The sequence below is a fragment of the Nocardioides campestrisoli genome (assembly GCF_013624435.2).
GTDB classification, from domain to species: domain Bacteria; phylum Actinomycetota; class Actinomycetes; order Propionibacteriales; family Nocardioidaceae; genus Nocardioides; species Nocardioides campestrisoli.
On record NZ_CP061768.1, the window covers coordinates 2442292 to 2467681 of the forward strand.

At 72.6% G+C, this 25390-nt stretch carries 22 protein-coding genes; 4 read left to right on the forward strand and 18 right to left on the reverse strand.

Annotated elements, in window-relative coordinates:
* The first annotated feature begins 40 nt into the window (after positions 1-40).
* Positions 41-784 carry a sirohydrochlorin chelatase gene (locus H8838_RS11495; protein WP_181311211.1) on the forward strand — a complete coding sequence of 248 codons (744 nt, stop codon included), beginning with the start codon at positions 41-43 and terminating at the stop codon, positions 782-784.
* A gap of 48 nt (positions 785-832) precedes the next feature.
* Here H8838_RS11495 and H8838_RS11500 read toward each other — a convergent pair whose 3' ends face one another.
* The 8 genes from H8838_RS11500 to H8838_RS11535 all read right to left on the reverse strand — a co-directional run bounded on the left by H8838_RS11500 (position 833) and on the right by H8838_RS11535 (position 6687).
* A complete protein-coding gene (locus H8838_RS11500) occupies positions 833-1213 on the reverse strand; it encodes a DUF3037 domain-containing protein (RefSeq protein WP_224766088.1) in 381 nt (126 codons plus the stop codon).
* Entirely contained in the window at positions 1210-1971 is a 762-nt protein-coding gene (locus H8838_RS11505; RefSeq protein ID WP_185996283.1) for a HipA family kinase, read from the reverse strand. Before H8838_RS11505 ends, H8838_RS11500 begins: the two co-directional genes overlap by 4 nt.
* Positions 1968-2849 carry a PPK2 family polyphosphate kinase gene (locus H8838_RS11510; RefSeq protein ID WP_185996284.1) on the reverse strand — a complete coding sequence of 294 codons (882 nt, stop codon included), beginning with the start codon at positions 2847-2849 and terminating at the stop codon, positions 1968-1970. The genes H8838_RS11505 and H8838_RS11510 overlap by 4 nt, the downstream gene beginning before the upstream one ends.
* A gap of 9 nt (positions 2850-2858) precedes the next feature.
* Positions 2859-3458 carry a regulatory protein RecX gene (locus H8838_RS11515; protein WP_185996285.1) on the reverse strand — a complete coding sequence of 200 codons (600 nt, stop codon included), beginning with the start codon at positions 3456-3458 and terminating at the stop codon, positions 2859-2861.
* Positions 3448-4500 (reverse strand): recombinase RecA, encoded by a 1053-nt coding sequence (gene recA / locus H8838_RS11520; protein WP_181311215.1) that lies wholly within the window; start codon positions 4498-4500, stop codon positions 3448-3450. Before recA ends, H8838_RS11515 begins: the two co-directional genes overlap by 11 nt.
* A gap of 155 nt (positions 4501-4655) precedes the next feature.
* The gene (locus H8838_RS11525; protein ID WP_224766089.1) at positions 4656-5960 is read right to left on the reverse strand and encodes an MFS transporter; all 1305 of its coding nucleotides are present in this window, start codon (positions 5958-5960) and stop codon (positions 4656-4658) included.
* The gene (locus H8838_RS11530; protein ID WP_181311216.1) at positions 5960-6151 is read right to left on the reverse strand and encodes a DUF3046 domain-containing protein; all 192 of its coding nucleotides are present in this window, start codon (positions 6149-6151) and stop codon (positions 5960-5962) included. The genes H8838_RS11525 and H8838_RS11530 overlap by 1 nt, the downstream gene beginning before the upstream one ends.
* A complete protein-coding gene (locus H8838_RS11535; RefSeq protein WP_185996286.1) occupies positions 6148-6687 on the reverse strand; it encodes a DinB family protein in 540 nt (179 codons plus the stop codon). Before H8838_RS11535 ends, H8838_RS11530 begins: the two co-directional genes overlap by 4 nt.
* A gap of 39 nt (positions 6688-6726) precedes the next feature.
* Here H8838_RS11535 and H8838_RS11540 point away from each other — a divergent pair, with 39 nt between their 5' ends.
* A complete protein-coding gene (locus H8838_RS11540) occupies positions 6727-7236 on the forward strand; it encodes a GNAT family N-acetyltransferase (RefSeq protein ID WP_185996287.1) in 510 nt (169 codons plus the stop codon).
* 15 nt (positions 7237-7251) lie between these two features.
* Here H8838_RS11540 and H8838_RS11545 read toward each other — a convergent pair whose 3' ends face one another.
* The 3 genes from H8838_RS11545 to H8838_RS11555 are packed head-to-tail and all read right to left on the reverse strand — an operon-like array spanning position 7252 to position 9834.
* Positions 7252-8109: an ABC transporter permease gene (locus H8838_RS11545; protein WP_224766090.1), complete on the reverse strand. Its 858-nt coding sequence runs from the start codon at positions 8107-8109 to the stop codon at positions 7252-7254.
* Between the two features lies 1 nt (position 8110).
* Positions 8111-8908, reverse strand: coding sequence for an ABC transporter permease (locus H8838_RS11550; RefSeq protein WP_185996288.1), 798 nt, complete (start codon positions 8906-8908; stop codon positions 8111-8113).
* Complete coding sequence (locus H8838_RS11555) at positions 8908-9834, reverse strand: ABC transporter ATP-binding protein (protein WP_449866954.1); 927 nt, start codon at positions 9832-9834, stop codon at positions 8908-8910. The genes H8838_RS11550 and H8838_RS11555 overlap by 1 nt, the downstream gene beginning before the upstream one ends.
* A 132-nt stretch (positions 9835-9966) precedes the next feature.
* On the opposite strand from H8838_RS11555, the gene H8838_RS11560 reads away from it, so the two are divergent.
* Entirely contained in the window at positions 9967-14490 is a 4524-nt protein-coding gene (locus H8838_RS11560; RefSeq protein WP_224766091.1) for an ATP-dependent helicase, read from the forward strand.
* Complete coding sequence (locus H8838_RS11565) at positions 14483-15265, forward strand: DNA-formamidopyrimidine glycosylase family protein (RefSeq protein ID WP_181311221.1); 783 nt, start codon at positions 14483-14485, stop codon at positions 15263-15265. The genes H8838_RS11560 and H8838_RS11565 overlap by 8 nt, the downstream gene beginning before the upstream one ends.
* Before the next feature lie 72 nt (positions 15266-15337).
* On the opposite strand, the gene H8838_RS11570 is transcribed toward H8838_RS11565, so the two are convergent.
* The 7 genes from H8838_RS11570 to H8838_RS11600 all read right to left on the reverse strand — a co-directional run bounded on the left by H8838_RS11570 (position 15338) and on the right by H8838_RS11600 (position 25319).
* Positions 15338-15646, reverse strand: coding sequence for a helix-turn-helix domain-containing protein (locus tag H8838_RS11570; RefSeq protein ID WP_181311222.1), 309 nt, complete (start codon positions 15644-15646; stop codon positions 15338-15340).
* Between the two features lie 64 nt (positions 15647-15710).
* Positions 15711-16196 (reverse strand): CinA family protein, encoded by a 486-nt coding sequence (locus H8838_RS11575; protein ID WP_181311223.1) that lies wholly within the window; start codon positions 16194-16196, stop codon positions 15711-15713.
* Positions 16197-16358: 162 nt separating this feature from the next.
* Positions 16359-18533: a bifunctional metallophosphatase/5'-nucleotidase gene (locus H8838_RS11580; protein ID WP_185996290.1), complete on the reverse strand. Its 2175-nt coding sequence runs from the start codon at positions 18531-18533 to the stop codon at positions 16359-16361.
* 175 nt (positions 18534-18708) lie between these two features.
* Complete coding sequence (gene pgsA / locus H8838_RS11585; protein WP_181311225.1) at positions 18709-19347, reverse strand: CDP-diacylglycerol--glycerol-3-phosphate 3-phosphatidyltransferase; 639 nt, start codon at positions 19345-19347, stop codon at positions 18709-18711.
* On the reverse strand, positions 19344-20774 hold the full coding sequence (rimO, locus tag H8838_RS11590) for a 30S ribosomal protein S12 methylthiotransferase RimO (RefSeq protein ID WP_224766529.1): 1431 nt from the start codon (positions 20772-20774) through the stop codon (positions 19344-19346). The genes pgsA and rimO overlap by 4 nt, the downstream gene beginning before the upstream one ends.
* A gap of 106 nt (positions 20775-20880) precedes the next feature.
* Positions 20881-22752 (reverse strand): helix-turn-helix domain-containing protein, encoded by a 1872-nt coding sequence (locus H8838_RS11595; protein ID WP_185996292.1) that lies wholly within the window; start codon positions 22750-22752, stop codon positions 20881-20883.
* Entirely contained in the window at positions 22749-25319 is a 2571-nt protein-coding gene (locus H8838_RS11600; RefSeq protein ID WP_185996293.1) for an FtsK/SpoIIIE family DNA translocase, read from the reverse strand. Before H8838_RS11600 ends, H8838_RS11595 begins: the two co-directional genes overlap by 4 nt.
* Positions 25320-25390 lie beyond the last annotated feature (71 nt).

A 25390-nucleotide genomic window follows, 5' to 3' on the forward strand; every position in this document is an offset into this window, starting at 1 on the left:
TCGTCGATGCACACCTCACGCGAGATGGGAGGCGGTCCTGATGGCTGCTCCTGCATTGGTTGCACTGGCCCACGGAAGCCGTGACGCGCGGTCCGCGGCGACGATCAAGGCCCTCGTCGCGGAGGTCCGGAAGATGCGTCCGGACCTGCGGATCGAGGCGTCGTTCCTCGAGCTCTCCAAGCCGTCGTTCCAGACAACGGTGGACCGGCTCGTCAAGTCCGGCCACGAGGAGATCGTGGTCGTCCCCCTGCTGCTCACCGAGGCCTACCACGCCAAGGTGGACGTCCCGCAGGCCGTCGCGGAGGCGATGGAGCGGCACGAGGGGCTCAAGGTCCGGGCCACCTCGGTCCTCGGCCTCGAACCCGCGTTCCTGGAGGTCCTGGACCTGCGGATGCGCGAGGCGCTGGCCGACGCGCGGATCCGTGAGCTCGACGCGCTCGTGCTGGCCGCCGCCGGCTCCTCCGACGCGCTGGCCAACCAGTCCGTCGCCCGGCTGGCCCGGGTCTGGGGCGCCCGGCACAAGCTGCCGGTGACCGCGGCGTTCGCCTCGGCGGCCCCGCCGGCCACCGGTGAGGCCGTGCGCGCCTTCCGCGCGCAGGGCAAGCGGCACATCGCCGTCGCCTCGCTCTTCCTGGCCCCGGGGTTCCTCCCGGACCGGGCGGCCGAGCTGGCGCTCGAGGCCGGTGCGGTCGCGGTCTCCGCACCCCTGGGGGCCCACCCCGAGGTGGCGCGGACGATCCTGGCCCGGTACGCCGTCGGCGCCGTCGAGCTGGTCCCGGTCTGATCCCTCGCTGAGCGCGCCGACCCGGTCCCAGGACTCGGGTCGGCGCGGTCAGCCGACGAGCTGGGCGAGCAGGTGCTCGAGCTGTCCCGCCGGGTCGGCGGTGACTCCTCCGTGCACCGGGCCCGGCTGGAGGACCGTGGAGCGCGGCGCCTTGAGGAAGCCGAACCGGGTGCCGATCGGCTTGGTGGCAGCCTCGCCTCCGCGCTCGTCCCCGGCGCAGACCCCCTCGACGAACGCCAGCGAGGCGCAGACCCGGTCGACGTCGAGACCCGGGTCAAGCGCCCGCAGCCGGTCGGCGTCGACGTCCCAGGCGACGGCGAGCAGCTCGGCCGCCTGGCAGTAGAGCACGACGCCCACGTTGAGGAACTCCTCGCGCTCCGGGCGCGGGACGCAGCGCAGGACGACGTACTGGTAGGAGAGCAGGCTCACGACGACTCCCCCGGCAGCCAGCCGCGGGCACCGAGCCGCGCGGTGAGGAACTCGACGTAGGCGGCGCGGACCTGGTCGGGTTCCAGGTCGGGCACGAAGTGCAGCCACTCGTCGGGGACCAGGGAGGCGACCTCGGCGAACACCTCGCCGGACAGCACCGACCGCGCGTGCTCGTCAGCCGCCGGCACCTCGGCGAGGAAGCCGCGCAGGACGTGGTCCGAGACGTCCCACGGCTGCGCGGCGAAGCGCTCCGGGTCGGTGATCGCCCGCGTCCAGCCGTGGTGGAAGTAGAGCGAAGCCCCGTGGTCGATCGCCCACAGGTCGCCGTGCCAGACGAGCAGGTTGGGGTTGCGCCAGCTGCGGTCCACGTTCGCGGTGAACGCGTCCAGCCAGAGGATCCGGCCGGCCACCTCACCCGGCGTCGCGAGCTCGCCGTCGACGCCGAAGGCGCCGGGCAGGAAGTCCACGCCCAGGTTCAGCCCGACGCTGGCGGTGAGCAGGTCCTGGACCTCCTCGTCGGCCTCGTAGCGCGCGATCTCCGCACAGAGGTCGAGCCCGACGAGCCGCGGGGTGCGGATCCCCAAGCGCCGGGCGAGCTCGCCGACGAGCACCTCGGCGACCAGTACCCGCACCCCCTGGCCGGCCCCGGAGAACTTGCAGACGTAGAAGCCCAGGTCGTCGGCCTCGACGAGTCCGGGCAGGCTGCCGCCCTCTCGCAGCGGGGTGACGTACCGGCTGACCCGCACGCGCTCGATCACTCGGCCTCCTGCGCCCGGAGCCGTGACTTCTCGGCCTCGACGTCGAAGTCGGCCTCGGGCCAGGTCAGCTGCATGCCGCGCAGCGTCTCGAGCAGGAGCTGGCCCACGGCCAGGTTGCGGTACCACTTCTTGTCCGAGGGGATGACGTGCCAGGGCGCGACGTCGGTGCTGGTGCGCTCGAGCACCGTCTCGTACTGCGTACGGAAGGCGGGCCACAGCTCACGGTCGTCGAGGTCGCTGGGCGCGTACTTCCAGTACTTCTCGGGGTTCTCCAGGCGCTCCAGCAGCCGCGCCCCCTGCTCGGCCCGGGAGACGTGCAGCAGGCACTTGAGCACCGTCACCCCCTGGTCGGCCAGCTCGCGCTCGAAGTCGTTGATCGCGCCGTACCGCCGCTCGATCTCCTCCTCGGCTGCCCAGCGGCGCACCTTGACCACCAGCACGTCCTCGTAGTGGCTCCGGTCGAAGACGCCGATGTGCCCGGGCGTGGGGACGGCCCGCCGGATCCGCCAGAGGAAGTCGTGCTCCTTCTCCTTCGGGGTCGGCGCCTTGAAGCTGGTGATCTGCAGCCCTTGGGGGTCTACCAGGCCGAGCGTCTTGCGGATCACCCCGCCCTTGCCGCTGGTGTCCATCCCCTGGAGGACCAGCAGCACCCGGCGCTCGGACCCCGCCGTGCGGGCAGCCCAGAGGCGCTCCTGGAGATCTGCGAGCTCGCCCCCCATGGCGGCCAGGGCGGCCTGCCCGTCCGACTTGCCTCCGGCGAAGCCGGGGGTGGAGCCTGCGAGCGAATCCGTCAGTTCGGTCGGTCCGGACGGGAGCCGGGTGGTGTCCAGCACCAGGGCGTCCTGCGCGGGTGGCGGACCGCCGGAAGTCTTGGACATGCAGGCAGCCTAGTCCGTCTCATCCTCGTCGGCGTCGAGCTCCTGACGGACCACCGCGAAGGCCAGGCCGCTGGAGTAGCCCTTGCGGGCGAGCATCCCCACCAGCCGCCGGGTCGCCTTGTCCCGCTCCAGGCCACCCACGGTGCGCAGCTTCTTGCGCACGAGCCGGCGGGCGGCCTCCTCCTCGTCGTCGGGATCGATCTCCGCGACCGCCTCACGGACGGTCTCGTCGTCGACGCCCTTGCGCCGCAGCTCCTGGGCCAGCGCTCGGCCGGCCAGGCCCTTGCCCGGCTGCCGGCTCGCGATCCAGGCCCGGGCGAACGCCTCGTCGTCGATGAGCCCGACCTCTTCGAACCGGTCGAGGAGCATGGTCGCCACCGCGTCGGGCACGTTCTTGGCGGAGAGCTTGTCGGCCAGCTCCTTGCGCGTGCGGGCCTGCCCGGTCAGCTGGTCGAGCAGGATCTTCCGGGCGACGGCCTCGTGATCGGCCTCGGGGCCGGCCTGGACCGGGTCCTCGGGGAGGTCTCCGGTCCAGGCCGCCACACCGTGGTGGACGTCCCCGCTCCACGCGGGCCGGTCCGACTCACCGGCCGACGCCTCAGAAGTCACGGACCCCGATGGGCTCGTCCGAGAGGTCGTCAGCCGGGGCGTCGGCCTGCGGCCCGACCCCGAGCTTCTCCAGGATCCGCTTCTCCAGCTCGTTGGCCAGGTCCGGGTTGTCCCGCAGGAAGGAGCGCGCGTTCTCCTTGCCCTGACCGAGCTGGTCGCCCTCGTAGGTGTACCAAGCACCGGCCTTGCGCACCAGGCCCGCCTCCACGCCGACGTCGATGAGGCCACCCTCGCGGCTGATCCCCTTGCCGTACATGATGTCGAACTCGGCCTGCTTGAACGGCGGCGCGACCTTGTTCTTGACGACCTTGACCCGGGTCCGGTTGCCGACCATCTCCTGGCCGTCCTTGAGGGTCTCGATGCGGCGCACGTCGAGGCGGACCGAGGAGTAGAACTTCAGCGCCCGACCACCGGTCGTGGTCTCGGGCGAGCCGAACATCACGCCGATCTTCTCGCGCAGCTGGTTGATGAAGATCGCGGTGGTGCCCGAGTTGTTGAGCGCACCGGTCATCTTGCGCAGCGCCTGGCTCATCAGGCGCGCCTGGAGACCCACGTGGCTGTCGCCCATCTCGCCCTCGATCTCTGCCCGGGGCACCAGGGCCGCCACGGAGTCGATGACGATCAGGTCGAGGGCACCGGAGCGGACCAACATGTCGGCGATCTCCAGCGCCTGCTCACCCGAGTCGGGCTGGGAGACCAGGAGCGCGTCGGTGTCGACGCCGAGCGCCTTCGCGTACTCCGGGTCGAGCGCGTGCTCGGCGTCGATGAAGGCGACGATGCCACCCGCGGCCTGGGCGTTGGCGACCGCGTGCAGCGCCACGGTCGTCTTTCCGGAGGACTCCGGACCGTAGATCTCCACGACCCTGCCTCGCGGCAGCCCGCCGAGCCCGAGGGCCACGTCGAGGGCGATCGCCCCCGTGGGGATGACCTCCAGCGGAGCACGGGTCTCGTCGCCCAGTCGCATGACCGAGCCCTTGCCGAACGACTTCTCGATGTTGGCGAGAGCGGCGTCCAGTGCCTTCTCGCGGTCTCCACCAGCCATGTTGTGTCCCATTCGTCTCGTCGGGGTGCCAGGTACGTCGTCGACGCTAGAGCGAGCCACCGACAAGACCTGATCAGTCGTGTCGTCGCTGTGGACAACCTCGCCCCGCGTCGTACCTGTGGAACCACAGTAGCCCGAACAGGTGTTCGATGGGGTCAGCGGTCCCCGGCGTGTCGGCGTGGCCGGGCCGGCGCCGGTCGAGCCGCGCAGGCCGCGGCCAGCAGCACCCCGCAGGCCAGCACCGCGGCGCAGCCGGCCAGCGCCGGATATCCCCAGGTCCCGACGACCACCCCGGCCAGCGCGCTGGCCCCGGCCGCCCCCAGGCTCATGGTCATGTCCGCCGCCCCCTGCACGTCGGCCCGCTCCGCCAGCGGGGTCAGGTCCGCGACCAGCGTCGACGCGGCGATGGTCACCAGCGACCACCCGAGGCCCAGCAGGAACAGGCCGCCGAAGATCTGCCACGAGCTGCCCGCGGGCGCGAGCGCGCACAGGACGAGCGCGAGCAGCAGCACCACTCCCCCGGCCCCCATCACCGCGGGACGACCCCACCGGTCGGCGGCGGCCCCGACCAGCGGCGAGAACGCGAACATCCCCAGCACGTGCACCGAGATCACGAAGCCGATCAGCTCCAGCCCGGCCTCGCCGTGCTCCATGTGCAGCGGGGTCATCACCATCACGGAGACCATGGTGGCGTGGGCGGCGGCGAGTCCCGCCACGGCCGCCAGCAGCGCCGGCTGCTGACGGACCACGCCCACCACGCGGTGCCAGGCGCCGCCCGTCGGCACTGTGACCGGCGGCGAGGTGACCGGGGACGCGGGCGACTCGGCCTCCTCCAGCTCACGCGCCAGCAGCAGCGGGTCCGGGCGCAGCACCAGGGCGGCGAGGCAGCCAGCCGCCGCCAGCCCGACGGCCCCCAGCACGAACGGGCCCGCCGCCTCGGGCACTGCCAGCGCCTTCGCCACCGAGGACGCGGGACCGGTCAGGTTCGGTCCGAGCACCGCGCCGAGCGTGGTCGCCCAGACCACGACCGAGAGCGCGCGGGCCCGGGTGGTCGCCGGTGCCAGGTCTGTCGCGGCGTACCGGGCGGCGTTGTTGGCGGCCGTCGCCGCTCCCAGCAGCATCATGCCGCCGAGCAGGACCAGCATGCTGCCCCACCGGCCCGCCAGCACTGCGAGCACCGCACCCGTGGCGGCCGCCAGGTAGCCGGCCACCAGGCCGGCCCGACGGCCCGCGCGGGTCATCAGCCGGGCGAGCAGCCACGCCGCTCCGGCGGTGCCGAGCACCTGGAAGGTCTGGGCCAGCCCGGCGAGCTGCTCGGAGCCCGACAGGTCACGGGCCAGCAGGGACGCCGTGGCGATGCCGATGGTGATACCCAGCGCACCCACCGCCTGGACCAGGACGAGCGAGGCGACGGTGCGGCGCTGCACACGCTCGACGTCCTGGACGCTGAGGGAGGCCATCAGCGGTACTTCTCGGGGAGCTGGAGGGTCTGCCACACCGCCGACCAGACCTCCTTGGGGCTGAGCCCCGCGTCCAGCGCCTCGACGACGGTCCGCGAGCCCAGCTCGGGCATCACCACCATCGCCGCCCAGGACCTCGCCTTCGCCCCCAGGACCTCGTCCATGCGCGCCCAGAACTCGGTGTACCTCACACGCGGCGCCCGAGGTCGTGCAGATGGTGCACCACGTCGTGCAGGTGGTAGCGGCCCAGGGTGAGCACGGTGAACCTGCTGCCGTTGCTGCGCAGGCCGGTCCGCCCGGACTGCTCCGGGGTCACGCGCGCGTACAGCCCCGCGACCGTGCCGGCAGCCTCGACCAGCTCGAGGTCGACCGCTTCGGGGTCCTGCTCGGCGTAGCGCCCCTCGACGGCCGCTGCGTCCTGGTCCCAGTTCGGAAAGGTCGGCTCGTCCTCGTCGAGCATCCGGGTCAGCCGCTCGGCGAAGACCCGGTGCACGTCGCGCACGTGGCACGCGTACTCCAACGGCGACCAGGTGCCCGGGTCGGGACGGCGTCGCACGGCCGCCCGGTCGCGCAGCGCATCCCCGTACGCCAGGGCGGTGGTGCGGAGGAGGTCGGGCAGGTCGCCGAGCGCCAGGTCGGCGGCCGACAGCCCGCACTCGGTGCAGGGCCGGTCGAGCACCCAGGTCCAGTCCTTGGTGTCGGGCGCGATCTCGGTGGGCTCGGGCACTCGCTCATTGAACCAGCAGCACCTGAGAGAATCCGCCCCATGCCCACGTTCTCCACCCGGTCCGCCACCGAGAGCGATCTCGCCGTCATCTCCGACATCTACACCCACGCGGTGGAGCACTCCAGGTCCACCTTCGACCTCGAGCCGCCGGACCTGGACTACTGGCGCGCGCGCCTGGACGGCCAGCACCCGGGCGACCACCTCCTGGTCGCCGTCGACGAGGACGACCGCGCGGTGGGCTACGCCTACTCCTGGTCGTTCCGGCCCCGGCCGGCCTACGAGACCACCCGGGAGACGTCCATCTACCTCGACAGCAAGGTGCGGGGGCTGGGCGTGGGCCGCATGCTCTACCCGGCGCTGCTGGAGACGATGGCGATCTCCGGCGTGCACTCCGCCGTCGCCCTCGTCGCGCTGCCCAACCCCGCGAGCGAGGCGCTGCACCTCGCCGCGGGGTTCGAGCGCGTGGGGATGATGAAGGAGATCGGCTTCAAGTTCGACCAGTGGATCGACGTCGCCTGGTACCAGAAGATGCTGGTGACGCTCGACTGACCGGCGCCCGGCCGCTCAGGTGAGCAGCAGGGTCGCCAGCCGGCGGCGGACGACCACCAGTCCGACCAGACCCATCGCGACCAGGTAGAGCACGCTCACCCCCGAGGCCCAGGAGAGCTGGCCGGTGGTCAGCTCCCGGCACAGCACCACGCCCCGGTAGAGCGGCGTCGCCTCCACGACCCAGCGCAGCACCCCGTCGCCGTAGGAGCTGACCGGGAAGAACGTCGCCGAGAACAGGAAGAGCGGCAGCTGGGCGAGGGTGATCTTGTCGAAGTCCTGGAAGGACTTCATCCAGGTGGTCAGCGCCATGCAGACCGCCGAGAAGGCGAAGGCGATGAGGATCGCCGCCGGCAGTGCCAGCACCGCCCACCAGGACTCCACCAGCCCCATCGCCGTCATCACCAGCAGGAACGCGGCCGAGTACGTCGAGCCCCGGATCAGCCCCCAGGCGATCTCGCCGCGTGCCACGTCCGCCGGTGTCAGCGGGGTCGCGAGCATCTGGTCGTAGAGCCGGTCGTACTTGAGCTTGAAGAACACGTTGTACGTCGAGTCCATCAGCGCGCCGTTGAACGCCGAGGCGGCGAGCATGCCGGGTGCCACGAACGCGGCGTAGGAGATCGGCTCGCCGTTGAGCTCGAAGCCCTCGACCAGCGCGCCGACGCCGATCCCGATGGAGAAGAGGTAGAAGACGGGCTCGAGGAAGCCGGTGAGGAAGAGCTTCCAGGCGGAGCGGTAGGTGAGGTAGTTGCGCAGCACGATGATCCCCGCGGCCTGCGCCGCCCCGCCGGACGGGCGGGGAGCCGCCCGGCCCGTGCCCCCGGTGCGCCCGGTGCCCCCGCTCGTGCCGTCCGTGGACGCGTCGTACGTCGCCACCTCAGACCTCCAGCCGCTGCTCGAGCCCGCGGACCGCCAGCCGCCAGCCGACCACGCACACCGTGCCGAGGTAGAGCAGGTGCACCACCACCAGCAGCCAGTCGACGTGGTCGAGGCTGAACATCCGGGAGAGACTGACGCCGTGCCACAGCGGGGTGGCCCGGGCGACCCACTCCAGGACCACGCCCAGGTTGGCGATCGGGAAGAACGCCCCGGAGAAGAGGGTGAGCGGCACGACCCCGATCCGGTAGAGCACGCCGAAGCCCTGGTCGGAGCGGAGCCGGACGCTGAACGCCATCACCGCGCAGGCGAAGGCAGCGCCGACCAGCACCTGCCCGCCCCACGCGGCGAACGGTCCCCACCACGAGGCGAAGACCCCGAACGGCGCGAGCACCAGCATGAAGACGGCACAGGCCAGGGCCACCCTGGTGATCGCGAACGCCAGGTGCGCGTTGACGATGTCGCGCACCTGCAGGGGTGTGGCCAGCTGGGCCCAGTAGGTCTTCCCCCACTTGATTCCGCCCATCACCGGGTAGGTGGTCTCGTCGACCGCCACCTGCATGGCGTGCGCGGCGACCAGGCCGGGGACCACGAACGCCAGGTAGGAGGTCGCCCCCTCCAACCGGTCCGGGTCGGCCTGGATGAAGCCACCCAGCAGGACGCCCATCGCCACCACGTAGAAGAGGGGTGCGACGAAGCTGGCGATGAACCCACCGCGCCAGGTCCGTCTGAAGACCGTCCACCAGTAGTCCAGCTGGCGGAGCAGACCCTCGCGGGCACTGAGCTGCCGGGTCGTCATCAGTCGACCAGCGATCGGCCGGTGAGGGCCAGGAAGACGTCCTCGAGGGTGGTCCGGCGCACCAGCACCGCCAGCGGGGACAGGCCGCGCTCGACCACCTTGGCCACGACCTCCTCCCCGTCGTCGGCGTAGACCAGGAGCCGGTCCGGCAGCGCCTCGATCCGGGTGCCGAGGTCGGCGACCTTCTCCGCGGCCCGCTCGTTCTCCCCGATGCCGAACCGCAGCTCGGCCACCTCGCGGGTGGCGTGCGTCTCGATCAGCGCGCGAGGGCTCCCCTCGGCCGCCACGACCCCCTTGTCCATCACGACCAGCCGGTCGCAGAGCTGCTCGGCCTCGTCCATGTAGTGGGTGGTCAGCACCAGGGTGACCCCGGCGTGCTTGAGCCGGTACAGCTGGTCCCACAGGACGTGCCGCGCCTGCGGGTCCAGGCCCGTGGTCGGCTCGTCGAGCAGGAGCAGCTCGGGCGAGCTGATCAGGCTGCGCGCGATGGTCAGCCGTCGCTTCATGCCACCGGAGAGGTCCTCCACCCGCGCCTTGCGCTTCTCGGTGAGCTGGACGAACTCCAGCAGCTCCTCGGCCCGCTCCCGGACCTGCGCGCGCGGGATGCCGAAGTACCGGCCGTAGATGTAGAGGTTGTCGAAGACGTTCAGCTCGTTGTCGAGGGTGTCCTCCTGCGGGCAGACCCCCAGGCGGGCGCGGATCGCGGGCCCGTCGACCGCGGGGTCCATGCCGAGGATCCGCAGGTCTCCCCCGCTCACCGGGCTGACCGCGGCGATCATCCGCATGGTGCTGGACTTGCCGGCCCCGTTGGGGCCGAGGAAGCCGAAGGCCTCGCCTCGGCGTACCTCGACGTCGATGCCGCGGACGGCCTCGAAGTCGCCGAACGACTTGCGCAGCCCGCGGGCGGAGATCATGGACTCGGTCACCGGCTGAGAGTACAAACTCCCGCCGACACCATGTCACCCACCACGTCACCCACCACGTCGCTCACCGCCGGTGAGACCGAGCCCCCGGCTGAGCCGGGGCCTGCTGTGGGAGCCGAGTGTCAAGATGACGGGGTGCCCGCCCTCGACGCGTTCAGCGAACCCACCCGCGAGTGGTTCCGCGCCGCGTTCGCCGCGCCCACGCCGGCGCAGGAGGGCGCCTGGGAGGCGATCGCCCAGGGCCGGCACGCACTGGTGGTCGCGCCCACCGGCTCCGGCAAGACGCTGAGCGCGTTCCTGGCCGGGATCGACCGGCTGCTCACCGAGGAGCCGCCCGAGCCGGCCCGCCGTCTCCGGGTGCTCTACGTCTCCCCGCTCAAGGCCCTCGCCGTCGACGTCGAGCGCAACCTGCGCGCACCGCTGACCGGGATCAGGCACACCGCGACCCGGCTCGGGGCCGAGCTCCCCGAGCTCCGGGTCGGGATCCGGTCCGGGGACACCCCGGCCAACGAGCGGCGCCGGCTCAGCACCTCCCCGCCGGACATCCTGATCACCACGCCGGAGTCCCTCTTCCTCATGCTGACCAGCCAGGCCCGCGAGTCGCTGCGCGGGGTGGAGACGGTCATCCTGGACGAGGTGCACGCGGTCGCGGGCAGCAAGCGCGGCGCCCACCTGGCGCTCTCGCTGGAGCGGCTCGACGAGCTGCTCCCCAAGCCCGCGCAACGGGTCGGGCTGAGCGCCACGGTGCGCCCGCTCGAGGAGGTGGCCCGGTTCCTGGGCGGCGGTCGCCCCGTCGACATCGTCGCCCCGCCCAGCGAGAAGAAGTGGGACCTGGAGGTCGTGGTCCCGGTCGAGGACATGACCGCCCCCGAGGAGTACGACGAGGAGGAGGGCGACCCGAAGCGGAGCCAGTCGATGTGGCCGCACGTCGAGGAGCGGGTCGCCGACCTGGTCCAGGCGCACCGGTCCACGATCGTCTTCGCCAACTCCCGTCGGCTCGCGGAGCGACTGACCGCCCGGCTCAACGAGATCGCGGCGGAGCGAGCGGAGGCGACGCAGCCTCAGGAGCAGGACGGGCAGGAGCCGAAGGACGGCAGCGCGTGGGGTCCGCCGGCCGAGGCGATGGGCCAGGCCGGGGCGAGCCAGGGCGCCGCACCGGTGCTGGCCCGCGCCCACCACGGCTCGGTCTCCAAGGAGCAGCGGGCCCTGATCGAGGACGACCTCAAGCAGGGCCGGCTGCCCTGCGTGGTGGCCACCAGCAGCCTGGAGCTGGGCATCGACATGGGGGCCGTCGACCTGGTCATCCAGATCGAGTCGCCACCCAGCGTGGCGAGCGCGCTCCAACGCGTGGGCCGCGCGGGGCACCAGGTGGGCGAGACCAGTCGCGGCGTGCTCTTCCCCAAGCACCGCGGCGACCTCGCACAGACCGCCGTGGCCGTCGCGCGGATGCGCACCGGCCAGATCGAGAGCCTCTCCATCCCCGCCAACCCGCTGGACGTGCTGGCACAGCAGATCGTGGCCGCCACCGCGGTGGACGAGTGGGACGTGGAGGAGCTCTACACGTGGGTCCGGCGGGCGGCTCCGTTCAGCACGCTCCCCCGGGCCGCGTACGAGGCCACGCTGGACCTGCTCAGCGGCCGCTACCCGAGCGAGGAGTTCGCCGAGCTGCGGCCACGGGTCGTCTGGGACCGGGTCAACGGCCGGCTCCAGGGACGACCCGGCGCCCAGCGGCTGGCGGTGACCAGCGGGGGCACCATCCCGGACCGCGGTCTGTTCGGGGTCTACCTGGTCGGCCAGGGCACCGGCCGCCGGGTCGGTGAGCTCGACGAGGAGATGGTCTACGAGTCCCGCGTGGGCGACGTCTTCGCCCTGGGCGCCACGAGCTGGCGGATCGAGGACATCACCCACGACCGCGTGCTGGTCACCCCCGCCCCCGGCATCCCCGGGCGGCTGCCGTTCTGGAAGGGCGACGGCCTGGGCCGCCCGGCCGAGCTCGGCGCGGCCATCGGGGAGCTGACCCGCGAGCTGTCCGCCCTCCCGGTCGCCGAGGCGGTCGCGCAGGTGCAGCAGCACGGCCTGGACACCTACGCCGCGACCAACCTGGTGCGCTACCTGGACGAGCAGCGCGAGGCCACCAACCTGGTCCCCCACGACCGGCAGCTCGTGGTCGAGCGGTTCCGCGACGAGCTGGGCGACTGGCGGATGGTGCTCCACTCGCCGTACGGGATGGCGGTGCACGCCCCCTGGGCGCTGGCGGTCAACTCGCGCCTGCGCGAGCGGTACGGCGTCGACGGCCAGGCGATGGCCTCCGACGACGGCATCGTCATCCGCATCCCCGACAGCGACCAGGAGCCGCCCGGCGCCGACGTGGTGGTCTTCGAGCCCGAGGAGATCGAGCAGCTGGTCACCGACGAGGTGGGCGGCTCGGCGCTGTTCGCCAGCCGGTTCCGCGAGTGCGCCGCCCGCGCGCTGCTGCTGCCCCGGCGCGACCCGGGCCGCCGCAGCCCGCTGTGGCAGCAGCGGCAGCGCAGCGCCCAGCTGCTCGAGGTCGCCGTGCAGTACCCGACCTTCCCGATCGTGCTGGAGGCCGTGCGCGAGGTCCTCCAGGACGTCTACGACCTGCCCGCCCTGGTCAGGCTGCTCGGCGCGGTGCAGCGACGGGAGGTGAGCGTGGTCGAGGTGGCCACGACCCAGCCCTCGCCGTTCGCCCGCACGCTGCTCTTCGGGTACGTCGCGCAGTTCCTCTACGAGGGCGACTCCCCCATCGCGGAGCGCCGGGCCGCGGCGCTCTCCCTGGACCAGTCGCTGCTCGCCGAGCTGCTGGGCCGGGCCGAGCTGCGCGAGCTGCTCGACCCCGACGTGCTCGCCGAGGTGGAGGCCGACCTGCAGTGGCTCAGCGAGGACCGCCGGGCCCGCGACGCCGAGGGCGTCGCCGACATGCTGCGACTGCTCGGACCCCTCTCCGAGGCCGAGGTCGAGGCCCGGAGCCGGCCCGGCTCCCCCGTCGCCGAGTGGCTGGAGGGGCTGCGCGCGGCCCGCCGGGTGGTCGAGGTGCGGATGGCCGGGCAGGCGGTCTGGTGCACGGTGGAGGAGGTCGCGCGGCTGCGGGACGGCCTCGGCGTGCCGGTGCCTCCGGGCACCCCGGTGGCCTTCACCGAGCCCCAGGAGGACCCGGTGGGCGACCTCGTGGCCCGCTGGGCGCGTACCCACGGTCCGTTCACCGCCGAGTCGGTCGCCGCCCGGTTCGGGCTCGGCGAGGCGGTCGTACGGCACACGCTGGAGCGGCTCGCCTCGCGCGGGCGGGTCCTGGACGGCGAGTTCCGTCCCTCCGGCACCGGGACCGAGTGGTGCGACGCCCAGGTGCTGCGGCGGCTGCGTCGGCGCTCCCTGGCCCGGCTGCGCCAGGAGGTCGAACCGGTCACCCCCGAGACGCTGGCCCGCTTCCTCCCCGCCTGGCAGAAGGTGACCACCACCCGGGGCGCCCTGCGCGGTGTCGACGGGGTGGTCTCCGCCCTGGACCAGCTCGCCGGCTGCGCGGTACCGGCCAGCGCGCTCGAGCCACTGGTGCTCGCGGCCCGGGTGCGCGACTACCAGCCCGCATTCCTCGACGAGCTCACCGCCTCGGGCGAGGTGCTCTGGGCCGGCCACGGGAGCCTGCCCGGCAGCGACGGCTGGGTGAGCCTGCACCTGGCGGACCAGGCGCACCTCACCCTCCCGGAGCCGGTGGACAAGGAGCTCGACGAGCTCCAGCTCCGCGTGCTGGAGGCCCTGCGCCCCGGCGGGGCGTTCTTCTTCCGCCAGCTCGCCGACCAGGTCGGCTCGGTCTCGGACCCGACCCTCTCGGTCGCCCTGTGGGACCTCGTCTGGTCCGGCTACGTCAGCAACGACACCCTGGTCCCGCTGCGCAGCCTGGTCCGCAGCGGTACAGCGAGCCACCGCACCCGTCGCCCCCCGCCGCGCGCCGGCCGGATGCCGGTGCGCACCGGCCCGCCGGAGACCGCCGGGCGGTGGTCCCTCCTGCCGGACCGTGACCGGGACCCGACCCGCCGCGCCCACGCGACCGCCGAGCACCTGCTCGAGCGGCACGGGGTGGTCACCCGGGGTGCGGTCGTGTCCGAACGTGTACCCGGCGGCTTCGCGGCCGTCTACAAGGTGCTCGCCGCCTTCGAGGACTCCGGACGCTGCCGACGCGGCTACTTCGTCGAGGGACTCGGCGCCGCCCAGTTCGGCACCGCGGGCGCGATCGACCGGCTGCGCACCTTCAGCGAGCCGCCGACCGGCCCGGAGCCCCCGGAGGCGGTCGCGCTGGCCGCCACCGACCCGGCCAACCCCTACGGTGCGGCCCTGGCCTGGCCCGAGGCCACCGGGCACCGTCCTGGCCGCAAGGCAGGCGCGCTCGTGGTCCTGGTCGAGGGGCACCTCGTGCTCTACGTCGAACGGGGCGGGCGCACCCTGCTCACCTGGTCCGAGGAGCCCGAGCAGCTGGGGCCGGCGGCCCGGGCGCTCGCCGACGCCGTACGCCGCGGCGCACTCGGACGGCTCACCGTCGAACGGGTGGACGGCTCCCAGCTGCTCGGCTCGGGCGAGACCCCCCTGCGGGTCGCGTTGCGCGAGGCCGGCTTCGTCGCCACACCGAAGGGACTGAGGATCCGTGCCTGAGGGAGACACCGTCTGGCGGGCCGCCCGGTTGCTGGACCGGGCCCTGGCCGGGCAACGGCTGACCGCCAGCGACTTCCGGGTCCCCGGCCTCGCCACCCACGACTTCACCGGGGCGCTGGTGCGCGGCACGGTCAGCCGGGGCAAGCACCTGCTCACCCGGATCGACGCCCAGGCGCCGTGGACGCTGCACACCCACCTGAAGATGGAGGGGGCCTGGCAGGCCTACACGCACGGTCAGCGGTGGCGCCGCCCGGTGCACACCGCCCGGGTGGTGCTGACGACCCCCCAGCGGGTGGCGGTCGGCTTCTCGCTCGGCATCGTCGAGCTGCTCAGGCGCGAGGACGAGCACCTGGCCGTCGGCCACCTTGGCCCCGACCTGCTCGGGTCGGACTGGGACGAGGAGGAGGCGCTGCGTCGGCTGACCGAGGACCCGCAGCGCCCGCTGGTGCACGCGCTGCTCGACCAGACCCGGCTCGCGGGGATCGGCAACATGTACGCCGCCGAGCTCTGCTTCACCAGCGGTGTCCGGCCCACCACCCCGATCGGCCAGGTGGGCGACCTGCCGCGATTGGTGCGGCGGGCCCGGCTGATGCTCAGCCACAACAAGCAGCGTGCGGAGCAGTCGACCACCGGCGACCTACGCCGCGGTCGGCGTACCTGGGTCTACCGGCAGCCGGAGTGCCTGCGCTGCGGGACGGCGGTCCTGGTCGAGCAGTCGGGCCCTGAGGGGCGCGAGCGGGCCACCTACTGGTGCCCCAGCTGCCAGCCAGGCTGAGCAGATGCGCTCGGCCGCCACACTCGACCGAGGGCGCTGGGCGGACGGGCTGGGGAAGCCGCGCGAGGGGCCTCAGGCTGCGGAGGCCACCACGTCGCCGGTCGGAGCGGGACGCGCGACCTCGAGCACGGTCCTGGCGGCGAGCGCCTCTTCCCGGGCCACGGCGGTGCTGGCCTCACGCAGCACCAGCGAGAGCGGCACGTCCAGCGCGGCGCACAACGAGGCCAGCAGCTCGGAGGAAGCCTCCTTCTGGCCACGCTCGATCTCGGAGATGTAGCCGAGGCTGACCCGGGCCTCCGCGGAGACCTCCCGCAGGGTCATGCCCAGCTCCATCCGCTTGCGACGGAGGACGTCGCCCAGGGACCGACGAAACAGCACCATGCGGGAAGTCCTTCCTGAGAGTGAACCGTGAGCCCACGCTACCGGAAGCCCGCAACTCGCGTGCTCACCCCAGGGGCCCGGCCGTGTCGAGCAGCAGCTGGATCGCCTGACGCGCGGTGCCCGCCTGGATCTCGTGCCGGGTCCCGGACAGGTCGAGCCGGTGCACGCGCACCTCGTCCCCCGGACCGGCGACGCTCACGTAGACCGTGCCCGGGGGCTGGTCGTCCTGCCGCCCGGGGCCGGCCACGCCGGTGGTGGCCACTCCCCAGGTGCTGCCCATGAGCCGCCGGACCCCGCGCGCCATCGCCTCGGCGCACTCCGCGGAGACCACCCCGTGACTGGCCACGACCTCCTGGGGGACGCCCAGCACCGAGACCTTCACCTCCGTGGCGTAGGAGACCACCGCCCCCAGCAGGACCACCGAGGCGCCGGGCACGGCGGTGAGCTTCGCGGCCACCCGCCCGCCGGTGACGGACTCGGCGACCGCCAGGGTCTCTCCGCGCCGGGTCAGGCGGCTCAGGAGGCGGGCGGCGCGGGGATCGCTGTCCATCTCCCCATCCTGGCACGGGGCCTGGCACGAGGCCTGGCACGAGGCCTGGCACACGCCTCTGGCGCCGGACGGCAGCAGACGCGTCCGGACGCCACGAGGGGCCCGGGCGCAGTGCCCGAGCCCCTCGTCCCTGGAGGCTCCGCGTACGGAGCTCCCCCGGGGTCAGCGCCTGGTGACGCGGAGGTTGTAGTTCTTCTTCTGCGGGTTGTACTTGTTGTTGCCCAGGTACTTCACCCGCACCGTGTAGGCGCCCGGCTTGGGCAGTCGGGGCAGGCGCACGTTGACCTTGCTGCGCGGCTTGCCCTTGACCTTGGTGAGCTCGCCGAAGGCCTTGCGCTTGACGCCCTTGCCCTGGATGACCACCTTGACCCGCCCGGCGACCTTGCCCTCGTTGTTGGCCTTCACGACCACCTTGACCCGCGGACGGGTCTTGTTGGCCTTGACGACCTTCGGGAAGACGCGGACCTGCTTGATGTTCGGGCGGGTCTTGCGCAGCTCCCGGGTGATGGTGGTGCCCGACGGCTGGGCGACGAGCTCGATCGCGGTTCCCGCGGGGGCCGCGAAGTTCACCTTCGCCTCACCGTTGGTGACCTTGACGGTCTTGATCACCTTGCGCTTGTCCTTGCGGACGCGCACGACCTCGACCGTGGTGTTCTTCGGAGCGCCGTTGGAGGTCATGTCCAGGCCCGAGACCGTGGCCCGGACCTTCTCCCCCATGGTGACCTTGCGGTCCTTGAGGTTGCGCACCTCGACCTGCTGCCTGGCGAAGTCCGGGGTGACCGGGTGGTCACGCAGGTACTTGACCCACACGTCGCGGTCGACCAGACCGGTGTCCTTGGCCTTGCCGTCCTTGAAGGCAGTGAAGTTGTCGCCACCGGTACCGAGGAAGGAGAAGGTCGAGACGGTGTAGGACTTCTTGTCGTCCAGCCACTCGTCGTTGATCCGGACCGAGGTGATCCGCGAGCCGGCGGGCTTGCTCGGGTCCTGGGTGACCTCGACGTTGTCGGAGAGCCCCAGGTTCAGGTACGGCCGCTGCGTGCCGGCGGGCTGCCACTGCTGCTCCAGCACCTTGCGGAGCTGGGCACCGGTGAGCTCGACGGTCCACACGTTGTTGACGAACGGCAGGACGTTGTTGGCCTCGCCGTAGGTGATCACGCCGTCGGTGTTGGCCGGGTTGGCCGCCGGGTCGCCCTTGAAGAGCAGGTCGGCGCGCAGGCCGCCCGGGTTGACGATCCCGATGTCGGGGTCGGCGATCTCGGCCGGCACCCCGTCGCGCAGGGCGTTGGCGACCAGGTCACCGAGCGTGGACTCGGCTCCGCGGTCCTCGACCGGCTTGCCGGAGGCGTCCACGCCCGAGTAGGCGCGGGTCACGTCGGCGGTCAGCTTGCCGATGGGCTGGTTGCCGATCTCGGCGGCCTTGGCCTGCGCGGCCTTGACCACGGAGTCCACCTGGGCCACCACGGGGTTGCTCAGGTCGGCGGTGGCAGCGCGCGCGTGGTTCTTGGCCTGGTACGACTTGACCTCGCCGGTCGCGGGATCGACGGTCAGCTGGATCTGGCCGACGTTCGCGGCGTACTCGCCGGTCTGCAGGATCGGCCGGGTGCCGCCGCCGGGCTTCGGGGCGTCCCAGGCGTAGACCTGGTGGGTGTGGCCGTTGAAGATCGCGTCGACGCTGTCCGGCAGGGAGGCCATCCGCTGGAACTCGCCCGCGAGCGCGGCTTCCTTGGCGTAGTCGGAGCCCTGGCCGTGCGCCGCACCCGAGTGGAAGGTCGCGACGATGACGTCGGCCTCACCGTTGGCGGCGTCGCCGTCGCTGAGCCGCTTCGCGACCCGGTCGACCGCGAGCACGGGGTCGCCGAAGTCGAGGTCGGCGACGCCGGCGGGAGTGACGAGCGAGGGGGTCTCCTCGGTCACGGCACCGATCACCGCGACCTTGATCCCCTGCGCGTCGAACTCGGCGTACTCGGGGAGCACGGGGTTCAGCGTGCCCTTCTGGTACACGTTGGCGCCCAGGTACTGCCAGGAGGCGTTCGTGCGGTTGTTCACCACCCGGTCGCGCAGGTCCGCCCAGCCACGGTCGAACTCGTGGTTGCCCACCGCGGAGGCGTCGAGGCCCACGGCGTTGAGCACGTCGATGGTCGGCTGGTCGTTCTGCACCGAGGAGGTGAACTCCGAGGCGCCGATGAGGTCGCCCGCGCCGACGAAGACGTCGGTGTCGGTCGGCGACGCGTTACGGAGGGACTCCACCGTGGTCGCCCACTTCGTGGTGTCGGCGTTGACCCGGCCGTGGAAGTCGTTGACCCCGATGAGGTTGACGACGACGTCGTCCGCCGCCACGGCAGGTGCCGAGGTGAGCGCTATGAGCGTGAGTGGGGCGGCTACCAAGCCCCCGATGGTCGCCGTCGCCGTGAGGCGGCGGCCTGAGCTTCTGATCGCTGACACAGTCTGTTCCCTTGCTTTGACGACAAGTGATCCGTGCCACCTTTACCAGAGTGACGGGTGTGACTGCTAGTCAGCGTTCGATCTGCGTGACGCCGGCACGTGCCTTCTGCCGGTGCCTGCGCACGTCGCGGAGGAACTCGTAGCCCGACCACAGGGTCATCGCCACCGCCGCCGCGAGCGTCACCTGACCGACGTAGAAGAGCACCTCGCCGGCGGTCCCCCAGCTGTCGAACGCGCCTGAGTGGGCCGAACCGTGCGGCAGCGGCCAGATCAGCAGGCCCAGGGCCAGCGCCTGCAGCGTCGTCTTGATCTTCCCGCTCTGCGAGGCGGCCATCACCACGTCGGAGAGCACCGAGAGCCGCAGCAGTGTGACGCTCCACTCACGCAGCAGGACGACGATGGTCACCCACCACCAGACGTCCCCGACCAGCGACAGGCCGATGAACGCCATCCCGGTGATCGCCTTGTCGGCGATCGGGTCGGCGATCTTCCCGAAGTCGGTGACGATGTCGTACTTGCGGGCCAGGTCGCCGTCCACCTTGTCGGTGATCATCGCGACCGCGAAGAGCGCGAACGCGACCCAGCGCCAGGTGACCGAGTCGCCGCCGTCCTGCAGCAGCGCCCAGCCGAAGAAGGGGACGATCAGGATCCGCAGCGTGGTGAGCAGGTTGGGCACGTTCAGGTTGCTCGTGCGGCCCGGGGAGCTCATGCCGTGCCGTTCTCGACCTGGGCGACGAGGTCGACGCCCATGCTGTCCACGACCACGGCCCGGACCAGGTCACCCACCCGGACGCCCGCGTCGGCGCCCACCAGGGCGGTGGTGCCGTCGACCTCGGGCCCCTGGTGCCGGGCGCGGCCCTCGACCGCGCCGTCCTCGACGGACTCCACCAGCACCTCGACCTGCTCGCCGATCCGCTCCTCCGCACGCTGCGCGGTGAGCTCCTCGACCAGGGCGGTGACGTGGGCGACGCGGGCGGCCACCTCGTCGGGGTCGATCTTGTCGTCGTAGGTCTCGGCCTCGGTGCCGTCCTCGTCGGAGTAGCCGAAGACGCCGGTCACGTCGAGCCGGGCCGCCTCGAGGAAGTCGCAGAGCACCGCGACGTCGTCCTCGGTCTCCCCGGGGAAGCCGACGATGACGTTCGAGCGGATGCCGGCCTCGGGGGCCTGCCCGCGCACCCGCGCCAGCAGGTCGAGGAAGCTGTCGGGATCACCGAAGCGACGCATCCGGCGGAGCACGGTGGCACTGGCGTGCTGGAACGAGAGGTCGAAGTAGGGCACCACGCCGGGAGTCGAGGCGATCGCGTCGATCAGCCCCTGCCGGGTCTCGGCGGGCTGCATGTAGGAGACCCGGACCCAGTCGATGCCGTCGATCGCGGACAGCTCGGGCAGCAGCGTCTCCAGGAGCCGGAGGTCCCCCAGGTCCTTGCCGTACGAGGTGGAGTTCTCGCTCACCAGGAACAGCTCGCGCACCCCCTGCTCCGCCAGCCAGCGGGCCTCGGTCAGCACGTCGGCCGGGCGGCGGCTGACGAACGAGCCGCGGAAGCTGGGGATCGCGCAGAACGAGCACCGCCGGTCGCAGCCGCTGGCCAGCTTGAGCGGGGCCATCGGGCCACCGTCCAGCCGCCGGCGCAGGGCCCGCGGTCCGCTGGCGGGCGCCTGCCCGGGCAGCAGGTCCGGCACGGCGTGTCCGGGCACGGTCACGTCGGCGACCGCGGCCCGCTCCACCGGGGAGATGGGCAGCAGGCGACGGCGGTCCGAGGGGACGTGCGACTGGTGCTGCTCGCCGGCCACGATCGAACGGAGGCGAGCGGCGATGTCGGGGTAGTCGTCGAACCCCAGGACGGCGTCCGCCTCGGGGAGCGACTCCGCGAGGTCCTTGCCGTACCGCTCGGCGAGGCAGCCCACGGCCACGACGGCCTTGGTCCGGCCGCGCTCCTTGAGGTCGGCAGCCTCGAGCAGGGTGTCGACGGAGTCCTTCTTGGCCGCCTCGACGAAGCCGCAGGTGTTGACCACCACGGTGTCGGCCAGCTCCGGCTCGGCCACCAGGCGGAACCCGTCCGCCTCCAGCCGGCCTGCCAGCTCTTCGGAGTCAACCTCGTTGCGGGAGCACCCGAGGGTCACCACCGCCACGCTCATCGGGGTCCCGGCCGCTGCGGGTGCGTGTGTCGTCATAGCTGTCCCCAGTATGCCGCGCGTGCCCATCGGTGCGTGATTCGGCACCCCCGCCCGGGGAACGGCCCGATCACTTCGCCGCGTACGTCCCCTGGGCGGCGACGCCGGCCTCGCCGATCGGGCCGCGCTCCACCCCGGCGATGCCGACGGTGACGGCACCGTCGGTGGTCTGCACGCGCACCGGCGGCGAGGCGTCGACGGTGCGGCTCTCGCCGATCGCCAGCGCGCCCTGGAAGACCACGGCACCCGTGCTGTCGCGGACGACGATCTTGGCGCCACCGGCGGGCGCGGTGACCACCACCGGCACCGGGTCGGCCACGACCGTGCTACCGGCGTGCGGTCCACCCGAGCCGTTGAGCACCGGAGTCCCGTCCACGTCGACCGGGGCGTCCATCACCAGCCGGGCCACCGACCAGGCCAGCACCAGGGCCATCACCGCGGCGACCAGGATCGACCAGTTGGCTCCCCCGCGGGTGCCGCGGATGGGCCCGTGGGCGCCGGTCGCCAGCTCGGCCTCGAAGACCCGTCGCGGGTCGATCGGGGCGTGCGCGTAGCGCTCGTCGTAGGTGGTCAGCAGGGGCGTGACGTCGACGCCGAGCACCCGCGCCAGCGTGCGCAGGTGACCGCGGGCGTAGAAGTCGCCGCCGCACGGCACGAAGTCGTCGACCTCGATCGCCTCGATGACGTGCGGGCGGATCCGGGTCCGTTCGGCCAGCTGGTCGACCGAGAGACCGATCCGCGTGCGCGCGGCCCGCAGCTCGGGACCGACCACGGGGTCGGCGGCGGGCTCGACGACGAAGTCGTCGAAGACGACGGGGGCCACCGGGTGGCCCTCGCGGGCGATCGGCCGGACCCGGTCGCTCCAGGTCTGGGTGTCCTCGACCAGCTCGACGGCCGCCGGCAGCACCGCGGTCACGTCCGACGGGCTCTCCCGGGTGACCTCGGCGCGGGCCGGTTGCGGGGTCTCGCGGGCCGGCTCCGGGGTGGCGCTGTACTCCTCGCCGTCCTCGTGCTCGATCTCCAGGTGCTCGATCTCGAGGTGTCCGGCGTCCTCGAGCTCGTCCTCGACGTGCTCGGCGTCCTCCACCTCGTCGTGCCGGGACCTGCGCGGCAGCGCCGCCGAGACCCGGGTCAGCGCGCTCGCGAGCAGCGGACGGGGGTCCCGCAGCCGGGGACGGGCTTGGTCGGTGGCGGGGTCGAGCTCGTCGTCGGGGTGGTCGGTCCCGGGCGTCTGGGCGTCAGGCAGCGCCTCGACCGGACCGAGGAGCACGTCGTCCGCCTCCAGCTCGTCCTCCGGCGCGGCCTGCGCCGGCGCCTCCCGCCGGGTCCGCGCCGCGGGGACCACGACCACCTCGGCCCCTCGGTCGACCAGTCGGCCGAGTGCCTCGGTGGCGTCGGCCCCGTCGGCCACGACCCGGGTCGCCAGGCCCAGCGGCAGCGCGAGCGGGCCGCCGTACAGCCGGGTGGCCACGCGCGCCTGACGGGCAGCGCGGCGGTCGAGCTCGGCCAGCAGCAGCTCGGGGTTGCGCGGGACCACCTGCAGCCGGCCGTCGCGCAGGAGACCGCTGCGGGGCGTGTGCTCGATCCGCTCCACGGCCGACCACGGCAGGCCGCGCCAGCTGCGACCCAGGCGGACCCGGACCCCTTGGCCGTCCGCGACCAGCAGCGGCGTGCGGGCGTCGACGAACGAGGAGAGCCACACGACGGCGAGCAGGCCCATCACCGCGACCAGCGCCCAGTCGAGGACCGCGCCGGTGCTGGAGGCGCGCGCCAGGTAGGCGATGGCGACGGCCGAGGAGAGCCCGCCGACGGCGGCGGCCACGCCGGCGTTGCGGCGCACCTCCACCACCCCGGCAGCCAGGCTCAGCGACGGGACGTCGCGCCCGGCAGCGTGGTCCGGGTCGCGGCCCTCGTGCCCGAGGTTCTGCTCGGCTGCGCTCATCTCTCCCCCTCCAGTGTGGCGATCACGGAATCGATCTCGTCGGGCTTGACCAGCACGTCACGTGCCTTGGAGCCCTCGCTCGGCCCGACGACGCCCCGGCTCTCCAGGATGTCCATCAGGCGACCTGCCTTGGCGAACCCGACGCGGAGCTTCCGCTGGAGCATCGAGGTCGAGCCGAACTGGGTGGAGACCACCAGCTCGATCGCCTGGATCACCAGCTCCATGTCGTCGCCGATGTCGTCGTCGAGATCGCGCTTGGCGGCAGCCGGCGCGGTCACCTCCTCGACGTAGGTGGGCTCCAGCTGCTGCTTGCAGGCCGCGACCACCTGGTGCACCTCGGCCTCGGTGACCCAGGAGCCCTGGACCCGGACCGGCTTGGAGGCACCCATCGGCAGGAAGAGGCCGTCACCCTGCCCGACCAGCTTCTCCGCGCCCGGCTGGTCGAGGATGACCCGGCTGTCGCCGAGGCTGGAGGTGGCGAAGGCGAGCCGCGAGGGGACGTTGGCCTTGATCAGGCCGGTCACCACGTCGACCGACGGGCGCTGGGTCGCCAGCACCAGGTGGATGCCGGCGGCACGGGCGAGCTGGGTGATCCGGACGATCGCGTCCTCGACGTCGCGGGGGGCCACCATCATCAGGTCCGCGAGCTCGTCGACGATGACCAGCAGGTAGGGGTACGGCGAGAGCTTGCGCTCGCTGCCCGGCGGGACCTCGACCTTGCCGGCCCGGACCGCCTTGTTGAAGTCGTCGACGTGCCGGAAGCCGAAGTTGGCCAGGTCGTCGTAGCGCATGTCCATCTCGCGCACGACCCACTGGAGCGCCTCGGCGGCCTTCTTCGGGTTGGTGATGATCGGGGTGATCAGGTGCGGGATGCCCTCGTAGGCGTTGAGCTCGACCCGCTTGGGGTCGACCATGATCATCCGGACCTCGTCCGGGGTCGCCCGCATCATGATCGAGGTGATCATGGAGTTGATGAAGGACGACTTTCCGGAGCCGGTGGCACCGGCGACGAGCAGGTGGGGCATCTTCGCCAGGTTGGCGACCACGAAGCCGCCCTCGACGTCCTTGCCCAGGCCGGTGACCATCGGGTGGTGGTTGGAGCGCGCCGTCTCCGAGCGCAGCACGTCACCGAGGGAGACGATCTCCTTGTCGGTGTTGGGGATCTCGATGCCGATCGCCGACTTGCCCGGGATCGGGCTGAGGATCCGGACGTCGGCCGAGGCCACCGCGTAGGCGATGTTCTTCGACAGCGCGGTGACCTTCTCCACCTTGACCGCCGAGCCGAGCTCGACGATGTACCGGGTGACCGTCGGGCCGCGGGTGTAGCCGGTGACGTGGGCGTCGATCCCGAACTCCTCCAGCACCTGCTGGAGCCGGTCGACCACCGCGTCGCTGGCCTTGGACTTGGCCTTGTGCACCGAGCCCGGCTTGAGCACCTCGCTCGCGGGCAGGGTGTAGGTGATGTCGCCGGAGAGCGCGAGCTGCTCCACGCGCGGCGGGAGCGGCGTGTGCGGGGGCGGCTCGACCTCCCCGGTGCCGGCCGGCTCCGAGGAGTCGGTCCGGTCCAGGATCGCGAGCCCCTCGTCGCCCTCGGCCAGGGCCACCTCGATCGGATCCGGCTTGGCCCGGCGGCGCTTGCGGACCTCGCGGTCCTCCAGCACGGGGGTGTCGTACGCCGGGTCCCCCATGTCCTCGTCGACCGGCACGCTGCGACGACGCTGGCGAACCGGTCGGGTCTCGTCCGCGTCCGCTGCGTCCGCGTCGTCGCCGGGGTGACCCAGCAGCCGGTCGCGGAGCTCGGCCAGCCGGTGCGGCACCTGGTAGAGCGGGGTGGCGGTGATGACGAGCACGCCGAAGACGGAGACCAGGCCCAGCAGCGGGACGACGACCCAGGGGGTGCGGAGCAGGTCGAGCAGGAGGCTGGAGACGACGAAGCCGACCGCTCCCCCTGCCTGCTGGAGCTCGTGGGCGTCACCGGCGGTGGGCTGCGGGTTGCCGTTGGCGATGTGCACGATGCCCAGGACGCCGAGCACCAGGGCGGACCAGCCGATCACCTGTCGGCCTGCGGGGCCGTTGTGCTCGGGGTCGCGCAGCGTGCGCCAGCCCAGGTAGGCGAAGGCGAGCGGCACGGCCCAGGCGACCTTGCCGACGGTCCCCTGGGTCGCGGACCGGACCAGGTCCATGGCACCGCCGGGGGGCTGCCACCAGACCGCGCCGGCCACCACCAGGCCGAGCCCGAGGAGCACCATCCCGAACCCGTCGCGGCGGTGCGCCGGGTCGAGGTCGCGGGCACCGTGCCCGATGCCGCGGGCGGCGGCGCCCACCCCGTGGGCGAGACCCAGCCAGGCGGCCACCAGCCCGCGGGCCAGTGCGCCGAAGCCTCGGGCGACCGGCCCGGGGCCGTTGCGCACGGCGCGCGGAGCGGGTCGACGCGCGGTCGACTTCTGGGGTCGTGGGGAGGTCTTGCCGGCTCGGCTGGAGCCAGTACTCCGTGATCGGGTGCTCGAAGCCTTCTTGGACGCGCTCGAGCTCCGCGACCCCGGCGGGGAAGACGTACGGGTCGCCATGCTCAGGACAGTAGTCCACCCGTCACACCAGTCACAGGCACCACAGAGCGCGTGTCGCGACCGGGGTGATA

Bases quoted from the DNA above. Each gene is read 5' to 3' on its own strand.
- H8838_RS11495 (WP_181311211.1), top strand. From the start codon at position 41: ATGGCTGCTCCTGCATTGGTTGCACTGGCCCACGGAAGCCGTGACGCG.
- H8838_RS11510 (WP_185996284.1), bottom strand. From the start codon at position 2,849: ATGTCCAAGACTTCCGGCGGTCCGCCACCCGCGCAGGACGCCCTGGTG.
- recA (WP_181311215.1), bottom strand. From the start codon at position 4,500: ATGGCTGGTGGAGACCGCGAGAAGGCACTGGACGCCGCTCTCGCCAAC.
- H8838_RS11525 (WP_224766089.1), bottom strand. From the start codon at position 5,960: ATGGCCTCCCTCAGCGTCCAGGACGTCGAGCGTGTGCAGCGCCGCACC.
- H8838_RS11540 (WP_185996287.1), top strand. From the start codon at position 6,727: ATGCCCACGTTCTCCACCCGGTCCGCCACCGAGAGCGATCTCGCCGTC.
- H8838_RS11550 (WP_185996288.1), bottom strand. From the start codon at position 8,908: ATGACGACCCGGCAGCTCAGTGCCCGCGAGGGTCTGCTCCGCCAGCTG.
- H8838_RS11570 (WP_181311222.1), bottom strand. From the start codon at position 15,646: ATGGTGCTGTTTCGTCGGTCCCTGGGCGACGTCCTCCGTCGCAAGCGG.
- H8838_RS11575 (WP_181311223.1), bottom strand. From the start codon at position 16,196: ATGGACAGCGATCCCCGCGCCGCCCGCCTCCTGAGCCGCCTGACCCGG.
- pgsA (WP_181311225.1), bottom strand. From the start codon at position 19,347: ATGAGCTCCCCGGGCCGCACGAGCAACCTGAACGTGCCCAACCTGCTC.
- rimO (WP_224766529.1), bottom strand. From the start codon at position 20,774: ATGAGCGTGGCGGTGGTGACCCTCGGGTGCTCCCGCAACGAGGTTGAC.
- H8838_RS11595 (WP_185996292.1), bottom strand. From the start codon at position 22,752: ATGAGCGCAGCCGAGCAGAACCTCGGGCACGAGGGCCGCGACCCGGAC.
- H8838_RS11600 (WP_185996293.1), bottom strand. From the start codon at position 25,319: ATGGCGACCCGTACGTCTTCCCCGCCGGGGTCGCGGAGCTCGAGCGCG.